The following is a 3,594-nucleotide window of genomic DNA, read 5'->3' on the forward strand; positions in this document are numbered from 1 at the left end:
CATCAAGCGGACTCCTCGCTGATGCTCTCGCCCACAGCCGTCACCGCGCCGGGCAGGGTAGGCCGGGTCAGGCGGTAGCGGGCCAGCGCGGCCGCGCCGACGGCGACGGCATTGGCGCCGAACAGCGAGGTGCGCACGCTCGGCGGTGGCAGGCTGGCCGCTGCGGCGTAGTCGAGCAGCGTGTCCAGCGCTGGCTTCAGGAAGGGCTCGCCCAGTTCGACGACCGAACCGCCCAGCACGATGCAGGCGGGGTCGTAGGCGGTGGCCAGGTTCTGCAGCAGCACGCCGAGATAGCGGCCGGCGGAACTCACGGCCTTCAGCGTGTGCGCGTCCTCGTCGACGAGATGGGCGCGTACTTCGGCCAGCGAGCGCAGTGTCGTGCCATCCTCACTGCCGCCGAGCATGGCGCGCGTCGCGATCAATGCTTCGGCGCAGCCGCGTCGGCCGCAGGAGCAGCGTGGCCCGTTGAGCTGCAGCACCATGTGGCCCACCTCACCGGCGAAACCGCGGCTGCCGGTGAGCAGGCGGTCGCCGACGATGACGCCGGCGCCCAGGCCCTGGTTGATGGACACATACAGCAGCGGGTCCGACGTCGGCGCGGAGTTGAACTCCATTTCGCCCAGGGCCGCCACATCGGCTTCGTTCTGTATGAAGAGGGGTACGCCAGCGAGCGAAGTGTCTTGCAGCTTTTCGCTGAGCAGGGCACCAAAGGGAATATCGCGCCAGCCCAGGTTGGGCGCGAAGTGCAGCACGCCGCGCGCCTCGTTGACGCCACCGGGCAGGCCCACGCCGATGCCCAGGATCTGCTGGCCGGCATCCAGCTGCTTGCGCAGCTTGAGCAGCGCCGTGGCGAGGCTGGCGATGCAGGCCTTGGCTGTGCGGTTGGCGCTGTAGTGGGCGACGGTCCAGGCCAGCACCTCGCCGGTCAGCGAGGTGGCGACGACGCGCACGGATTCGATGCCGACCTCGGCGCCGAGCAGCACCAGCCGGGCGGGATCGATGAAGAGGGGGGTGGGGCGGCGGCCCAGGTCGCCGGTCGCGACGACCTCGCGTTCGGCCAGCCAGCCTTCAAGAATCAGTTCGCGCACCAGCAGGCTGACAGTGGACTTCGTCAAGCCGACGGCAACGGCCAGGTCGGCACGCGACAGCCCCGGATTGGCACAGAGATGTCGCACCAGCGCCATGCGATTGATGACCTTGAGCAGCTGTTGGCTGCTTGCGGCTTCGGCCTGCATTTGTCTCCTAGTCCTGCCCATGCTTATGACGGGCTTGGTGCCATATTAGTTCGGCCGTCGTACGAAGTAAATACGGTAAAAGCCCCTAGCGCGACACAGCCCGACTCGCCGAAGATCGCGCCGCCCGCCGGTCCTGTGGTGAGGCTCCATAAAAACTGGCCCAGAGACAGCCATGTCCGATCCCTCCATCCGCAAGATCGTCATCGTTGGCGGCGGCACCGCCGGCTGGATGGCGGCTGCGCCGCTGGCTCAGCGCTTTGCGCAGGCCGGCCAGGGCGCCTGCGAGATCGTGCTGATCGAGTCGCCCGACATCGGCACCATCGGCGTCGGCGAGGCCACGCTGCCGCCCATCCGCGCCTACAACCAAACTTTGGGCCTGGACGGCGCCGAGTTCGTCAAGCGCACCCAGGGCAGCTTCAAGCTCGGCATCGAGTTCCGCGACTGGGGCCACGTCGGCCATCGCTTCTTCCATGGTTTCGGGGACTTCGGCCCGGCCATCGACGCGCGCGCGCCCTGGCAGCACTGGCTGCGCTTGCAGCGCCAGGTCGACGGGCTGCCCAGCTACGAGGACTGGTCAACGTCCACCGTCATGGCCAGGCGCAACCGCTTCACGCCCCCCGAGGGCGGGGCGCCGTCGGCGGCCAATGCCTATTCCTTCGCCTACCACTTCGACGCCGGCCTGTACGCCGCCTTTCTGCGCGAGTACGCGATGGCGCGCGGTGCCCAGCGCATTGAAGGGCTGATCGTCGATGTCGAGCTGCGCCCCGGGGACGGCTTCGTTGCTGCGGTCAAGCTCAAGGACGGCCGCCGCATCGATGGCGACCTCTTCATCGATTGCTMGGGCTTTCGCGCCTTGCTGATCGGCGGCGCGATGCAATCGCCCTTCGAGGACTGGAGCGCGCTGCTGCCCTGCAACAGCGCCCAGGCCGTGCCGAGCGAGCGTGTCGAGCCGCTGACGCCCTACACGATGTCGACCGCCAAGGCGGCGGGCTGGCAGTGGCGCATTCCGCTGCAGCACCGCACCGGCAATGGCCATGTCTATTGCAGCCAGTTCATCAGTGACGATGAAGCCGCCAGCACGCTGCTGGCCGGGCTGGACAGCAAGGCGCTGGACACGCCGCGCCAACTGCGCTTCACCACTGGCCGGCGCAAGCAGGGCTGGGTCAAGAATGTTGTCGCCATCGGCCTGGCTTCAGGCTTTCTGGAACCGCTGGAGTCGACCAGCATCCAGCTCATCATGGACGGCGTCGGCCGCCTCATCCAGTTCTTCCCGGACAGGCAGTTCAAGCCCCACCTGGCGGCCGAGTTCAACCGGCGCATGGCCCTGCAGTACGAGTCCATCCGCGACTTCATCGTGCTGCACTACAAGCTGACCGACCGACGCGACGCCGAGCTGTGGCGCTACTGCGCGGCCATGCCGATCCCGGACACGCTGGCCCACCAGATCGAGCTCTTTCGCAGCGCGGGCCGTGTTGCCATCCTCGACCCCGACGGCTTTGCCGAGCCGTCGTGGGTGTCGCTCTTCTTCGGCCTGGGCCTGCGGCCCGAGAGCTACGACCCGTTCGTCGACCACATCGACCCCGAGGCCCTGCTGCAGCACTTCGTGCGCCTGCGCCAGGCCATCACACACACCGTGGGCGGCATGCCCGAGCACGGCGACTACGTCGCGCGCCACGTCAAGGCGCCTTCAGCCTAGGAGACCCGACAGACCAACCAAGCAAGAGGGGCCGGCACACCTGCCGGCCGACCGGAGACAACAAGGAAGATTGATTCATCATGAAGTTCACTGACGGACAGTGGATGCATCAGCCGGGCGTGGCCGCACATTACGCGGCCGAGGCCTATGCGATCGAAGTCCACGAAGACCGCCTGGTCGTGCTCGCCACGACCCGCCCCATCAAGCACCGCGGCGACACGCTGCAAGGCCCCACGCTCACCGTGACGCTGAGCTCGCCGTTGCCCGGCGTCGTCCGCGTCAGCGTCGAGCACTACGCCGCGTCGAGCGCGCCGCGCCTGCACATCCCCATGCCCGGCGCTGGCAAGCATCCAGTGCAGATCGACAACGGCGACACCCAGGCCACGCTGACCTCGGGCGCGATTTCTGTCGACGTCAAAAAGGGCGAAGGCTGGAGCCTGACCTTCCGCGAGGGCGACCGCGTGCTGACCAAGAGCGACTGGCGCGGCCTGGGCTTCATCCAGTGGGCCGGCAAGGACGGCCTGGTGCGCCACCACGTCCACGACCAGCTGTCGCTGGGCGTGGGCGAGAACGTCTACGGCCTGGGCGAGCGCTTCACGCCCTGGGTCAAGAACGGCCAGATCGTCGAGAACACCAACAAGGACGGCGGCACCGCCTGCGAGC

Annotated in this window: 3 protein-coding genes; 2 read left to right on the plus strand and 1 reads right to left on the minus strand. The window is 67.9% G+C overall.

Going from position 1 to position 3,594, the window contains the following annotated elements:
* Nucleotides 1–2: 2 nt before the first annotated feature.
* Nucleotides 3–1,235, minus strand: a complete 1,233-nt coding sequence (locus tag ACXJKR_RS27320) for an ROK family protein (protein ID WP_457325502.1) — start codon at nt 1,233–1,235, stop codon at nt 3–5.
* A 172-nt stretch (nt 1,236–1,407) separates the two neighbouring features.
* On the opposite strand from ACXJKR_RS27320, the gene ACXJKR_RS27325 reads away from it, so the two are divergent.
* On the plus strand, nt 1,408–2,931 hold the full coding sequence (locus ACXJKR_RS27325; RefSeq protein WP_457325503.1) for a tryptophan halogenase family protein: 1,524 nt from the start codon (nt 1,408–1,410) through the stop codon (nt 2,929–2,931).
* 80 nt (nt 2,932–3,011) lie between these two features.
* The coding region (locus ACXJKR_RS27330) for a hypothetical protein (protein WP_457325504.1) at nt 3,012–3,594 on the plus strand (583 nt) is incomplete at its 3' end.

The organism is Roseateles sp. P5_E11, from assembly GCF_054049355.1.